The 5,364-nt window shown below is 71.1% G+C and carries 2 protein-coding genes and 2 pseudogenes; 2 read left to right on the forward strand and 2 right to left on the reverse strand.

All coding sequences use genetic code 11. The features are described from left to right. Nucleotides 1-692 (reverse strand): annotated as a pseudogene (locus tag QHF83_RS52745) (hypothetical protein); the annotation flags it as partial. 140 nt (nt 693-832) lie between these two features. On the opposite strand from QHF83_RS52745, the gene QHF83_RS52750 reads away from it, so the two are divergent. After that, on the forward strand, nt 833-3,688 hold the full coding sequence (locus tag QHF83_RS52750) for a penicillin acylase family protein (protein ID WP_282425779.1): 2,856 nt from the start codon (nt 833-835) through the stop codon (nt 3,686-3,688). Nucleotides 3,689-3,733: 45 nt separating this feature from the next. Beyond that, nucleotides 3,734-4,813 (forward strand): hypothetical protein, encoded by a 1,080-nt coding sequence (locus tag QHF83_RS52755; RefSeq protein WP_282425780.1) that lies wholly within the window; start codon nt 3,734-3,736, stop codon nt 4,811-4,813. A 24-nt stretch (nt 4,814-4,837) separates the two neighbouring features. Here the strand turns inward: QHF83_RS52755 and QHF83_RS52760 are convergent. Next, a pseudogene (locus tag QHF83_RS52760) lies at nt 4,838-5,364 on the reverse strand (hypothetical protein); the annotation flags it as partial.

The raw sequence follows: 5,364 nt of genomic DNA on the forward strand, positions 1-5,364 counted from the left end.
CCGTCGGCCGCGGGCGTCGGGGTCGCCGTGGGCCGCGGGCCCGATTTGAGCCCACGCAGGCGGCCGATCGGCGCGCGCTCGGGCGCGGCGTCGGCCTCGGGCGGGGCGGATTCGTGGGTCGTGATGGGACGCACGTCGCTCGGCTCGGCCTCGGGCGGCGGCGCGGGCGGCGTGAGGGGCGGACGGGCGACGACGCGCGAGTGCTCGGGCAGGGCGCGGCGCGTGGGCGCGGCGTCGGCGACGAGCTCGTCGAGGCGGACGGGCGCGAGGATGCGCAGGCCCCGGTCGCCCTCGTCGAGGACGAGCGCCACGGGGCCGGCCTGGGCCGCTTCGTTGAAGACCGAGAGCACGGCGCTGTCGGAGGGCCCGAGCGCGGGCGCGTCGCCCGAGGTGTCGGCGAGCGTGGCGAGCGGGGGCAAGGCGAGCGCGAGGCCGAAGGAGCCGAGGCCGCGGGCCCGGACGACTTGATCGCGCAAGGAGGCGGCGCCGTCGACGTCGGCGCTGACGGACGGCGGGGGCGCGCCGCGCATGGCGAGGGCGCTCTCGACGGCCTCCTCGACGGCCTGGCGGAGCCGACCGGGCGCGGGGGGCCGCAGGATGCTGGCCACCACGTAGCCGCGGCCGCGCAGCTCCGAGAGGAGCTCGGACTTGCGGGAAGCGGCGACGAAGAACGCACCGAACGACGGTCGCACGGGCGGAGAGGGGGAGCCCGACGGCGCGGGGGCCTGCACCAAGCGCATGAGAGGTCCCTTGCCAGAGAGGACGAGAAACGGACGAATTTTCGGCGAGCCGAAGACCCGGCAGGCTAGTCCGGGAAAGAGGAGACCTTCCCATGCATGAGCTTCGACGCTTCCCGATCGCACGCTTTTTCAGCTTCCTCGCGCTGACCCTCGCCGCCGGCTGCTCGGACCCGGCGCAGGCGCCCCCGGCGCCGGCCGGGGATCCCTTCGGCCCGATCGGCGATCGCGCCGATCTGCCCGTCACCGAGCGCATCAAGATCGACAGGCTCGCCGCGCCCGTGGACATCGTGCGTGACAAGGACGGCCGGCCGCACATCTTCGCGTCGAGCTTCGAGGACGCGGTGCGCGTGCAGGGCTACCTCGTGGCGCAGGACCGGCACCTGCAGATCGAGTTCTACCGCCGCGTGTCCGAGGGCCGGCTCGCCGAGATCCTCGGCGACGCGGACGCGAGCGTGATCGACAACGACATCGTCTTCCGCAACCTCGGCCTGCACCGCGTGGCGAAGAAGCAATACGAGGTGCTCGGTCCCGAGGAGAAGGCCCTCGTCGACGCGTACGCCGACGGCGTGTCCCAGTACTTCCGCGCGCTCCGCGAAGGCGAGGCCGGGCTGCCCGCGGCGGCCTTCCTCGTCCCCGCGGCGGCCTTCAGCGACTTCACGGGCATCGACGCCCTCGCGATCGCGCGTCTGCAGTCGTACCTGCTCTCGCACTCGGCCGACGGCGAGCTCGCGGACACGATCTCGATCCAGACGCTCGGCGCGGCGTTCCCGAAGGACGCGGGCGATCCGCTGGTCGCCGCGCGCAGCGGCATTCTCCGCGAGCTCTATCGCTTCGCGCCCTACGAGCCGGCGACGACGACCACGGGGTATCCGATGGGCCAGGGCGGCGCGAAAGCCCCCGCGCCTTCCCCTCTCCTGCCCGACCTCGGCGCGCGGACGGAGCGTTATCGCGAGTCGCTGCGCAAGGTGAAGGATCTGTTTGCCCCCGAAGGATTCGGCTCGAACAACTGGGCCGTCACGGCGGGAAGGAGCAGCACGGGGCACGCGCTGCTCGCGAGTGATCCGCACCTGACGCTCGCCGCGCCCGCGATCTTTTGGCCCGTGGCGATGGAGGTGACGCCGAAGGATCCGGCGGCGCGGGTGAAGGTCTCGGGCCTCGCGTTCCCCGGCATCCCGGGGATCATCCTCGGGCACAACGAGAACATCGCCTGGGGCGCGACGGTGGCCGGCTACGACGTGACCGATCTCTACGCCGAACAGATCACGCCCGATGGCAAGTCGGTCGTGTTCGAGGGAAAAAACGTCGCGATCGAGACGATCGACGAGGTGATCCAGATCCAGGGCGGCTCGCCGTACACCTACAAGGTCCCGGTCGTGCCGCACCACGGGGCGATCCTGCCGGAGATCCTGCCCGATCACACGGTGGCCCCGCTCGACCCCGCGAAGGGCGCCGTGAGCGTGCGCTGGACCGGCGACGAACCGACGAACGAGATCGCTGCGATCATCGCTCTTTTGAGGTCCAAGAACGTCGACGAGGCCAAGCTCGCGCTCGACGGGTTTCAGGTCGGCGCGCAGAACTGGATGATCGCGGACACGCAAGGCAACGTGCTCTGGACCTCGCACGCGAAGCTGCCGACGCGGAAGCCGGCGGCCGTCGCGTGGAACCCCGCGACGTTCTCGGGCACGCTGCCGTGCCTCGTGCTGCCCGGCGATGGTTCGGCCGAGTGGACGGGCGCGCTGCCAGACCATCTCGTCCCCTGGGAGAAGAACCCCGCCGCGGGTTTCCTCGCGACCGCGAACAACGATCCGATCGGCGACTCGCTCGACAACGATCCCTCGAACGGCGCGCTGCCCGACGGGACGCCGATGTTCCTCGCGTGCTCGTGGGACATCGGCTTCCGCGAAGGTCGCATCCAGGAACGGCTCGCGGAGCTCGACAAGGCGACGCCCGAGGACATCGCGAAGATCCAGGGAGACGCGAAGTCGGCGCTCGGCTCGCGGCTCACGCCCGCGCTGCTCGAGGCGATCGATCGAGCGGAGGCAGAACGAAAGACACCCGGGACGCACCCCGATCTCACGACCGTGGTGGCCGATCCCGGCTACGACGCGGCGGCCATCCAGACCGTGCGCGCGCTGCTCACGGCGTGGGGCACCGAGGCGGGCTACGACGCGGCGAGCGGCATGGATCCGGACACGAACAAGCCGCTCCCGGAGGAGGGCGACACGGCGATCGAGGCGCGCGCGGCGCAGGCGACGCTCGTGTTCAACGCGTGGCTCCTCCGGCTCGTCGAGCGCGTGCTGGGGGACGAGCTCGAGCACGCGGGCAGGCCCTTCGTCCCGCGTGATCAGAAGGCGAAGGCGATCCTCGCGATCACGCGCGACACACCCGAGTCGCTCCCGACGTACGACACGACGACGAAGGAGAGCGCGCTCTGGGACGACATGGCGACGCCGGAGATCGAGACGAAGCACGAGCGGATCGTGCGCGCGCTCCTCGACGCGCTCGGGACGCTCGCGGCGGATGTCGGGACGGACATCAGCGCGTACCGCTGGGGCGCACGGCATCGCGTCCGCTTCGAGGCGATCCTCCCGGTCCTCGGGCAGCTCTCGATCCCGCCGCTCGGCGATGCCGTTTTCCCGGACGGCTTTCCGCGGCACGGGGACAGTTTCTCGGTCGACTCGTCCGACTTCTCCCTCACCGCCCGGCTCGACGTGACGCCTCGCTACGATTACGATTTCGGGCCGACGCAGCGCCTCGTCGTGGACCTCGCTCCGGAAGGTCCGCGGTCGTGGAACGCGCTGCCGGGAGGCGTCGTGTGGGACTCGCAGAGCCCGCACTTCCGCGACCAAGCCGAGCTCTGGCGGAGAAACCAGACGCGGCAGGTCCCCTTCTTGCTTACCGACGTCGTAGCAGCCGCCGCGTCGCGCATCGTCGTGACGGGGAGGTAGGCCGAAGAGCGAACACGTCAAACACGCCAATCAAAGGAGGGCGGGTTGGTCCTGCGCCGCATCCTCACGACCGCTGCATCCGGGTTCGACAAGACCGTCGGCACGGCGATGCTCGTGCGTGGTGACAGGATCCGCGCCTTCGATCCCTCGGGCCTCGGCCCCGAGGCCCGGATCGAGATGCTCGACACGATCCGCGGGATTTACGACAAACCCGCGCACTTCACGGCGCCGAGCTCGTTCTTTGGGGAACCAACGATCCCCAACGTCGAGCTCGCCCGGGTGCGCCTCATGGCCGGCCCCGACCCCGGCATGGTGCTCGACGCGACGTGGCCGAGCGAGTTCGAGCCGCTCGAAGAGAGCGTGCGAACGGACTACCTCGGCCACGCGTTGAACCGCACCGCGACGGCGCGGCTGTTTCTGCACACTACGCCTCGCCCGGTCGTGATCCTGGTGCACGGCTACCGGTGCGGGGCGTTCGCGCTCGAAGAGCGGCTCTGGCCCGTGCCCTGGATCTTCGAGCTCGGCCTCGACGTGGCGATGGCGGTGCTGCCGTTCCACGCATGCCGCGCGCCGAAAGGAACGGCGCTGTTTCCTTCGCCGGACATGCGCTTCACGATCGAGGGGTTTCGCCAGGCCCTCATGGATCTCCGCGCGCTCGCGGCGCTCCTCTGCGACCGGGGCGCGCCGTCCATCGGCGTGATGGGGATGAGCCTCGGCGGCTACACGACGGGGCTCTGGGCCACGATCGATCCGACGCTCGCGTTCGCGGTGCCGATCGTGCCGTGCGCCTCGATCGCCGACGTGGCGCGCGCGGTGGGGCTGCTCGTCGGCACGCCGGAGCAGCAGGCGGCGCAGCACCAGGCGATCGAAGCGACGCTGCGCGTGGTGAGCCCCCTCGGGCGGCCTTCAGCGCTGCCGCCGGAGCGATTCCTGGTCGTCGGGGCGGCAGGGGATCAGATCACGCCGCTCGATCATGCGCGGCGCATGGCCGAGCATTTCCGCGCGCCGCTCGAGACGTTCCACGGCGGGCACCTCTTGCAGTTCGGCCGGGCGGATGCGTTCCGCGCGGTACGGCGCATGCTCGCGCGGATCGGGATCATCGAGACGCGCCACGCCGCGGCGTGACGCGCCTCGCGCCCTAGCCGAAAATCACTGCACGCACTTGTCGACGCCGGCGCCCGTGCAATCGGCATCGGCCGAGCACTCGCACGCCTTCGACGTGGTGTTGCACTTGCCGTAGCCGTTGCAGTCCGCGTCGCTCATACACCCGCCCGTGGCCTCGGAGGTGCAGTACTTCGCGCCGCTGTCGTCCTCGCCGATGCACTTGAGGGGCATCGTGCAATCCGCGTCCGCCGTGCACGGCGTAACGCAGGTCTTGAGCCCGTTCTCCGCGACGCACTTGTTGTTCGGCAGCGCACCACCGAACGTGCACTCCATGTCCGTCGCACACTGCCCGGGGCCGCAGACGCCGTTGTCGCACGTGTAGTTGAACGGATAGTCGCCGGGGCAGTTCGGCGCGCCCTGACAGCAATCGGCGGGCATCGCACACGACTTGCCGCAATAACCACCCGCGGGCGCACCGCCGCCCGTGCCGCCCATGCCGCCGCCCGCGCCGCCCGTGCCGCCGCCCGCGCCGCCGCTGCCGGCGGAGCCGCCGTTGCCGCCCGCGCCATTGC

It is taken from the genome of Polyangium sp. 15x6 (genome assembly GCF_029960785.1).
Lineage (GTDB): Bacteria > Myxococcota_A > Polyangia > Polyangiales > Polyangiaceae > Polyangium.

Coding starts and splice junctions, on each gene's coding strand:
- QHF83_RS52750 (WP_282425779.1), top strand. CDS start 833: ATGCATGAGCTTCGACGCTTCCCGATCGCACGCTTTTTCAGCTTCCTC.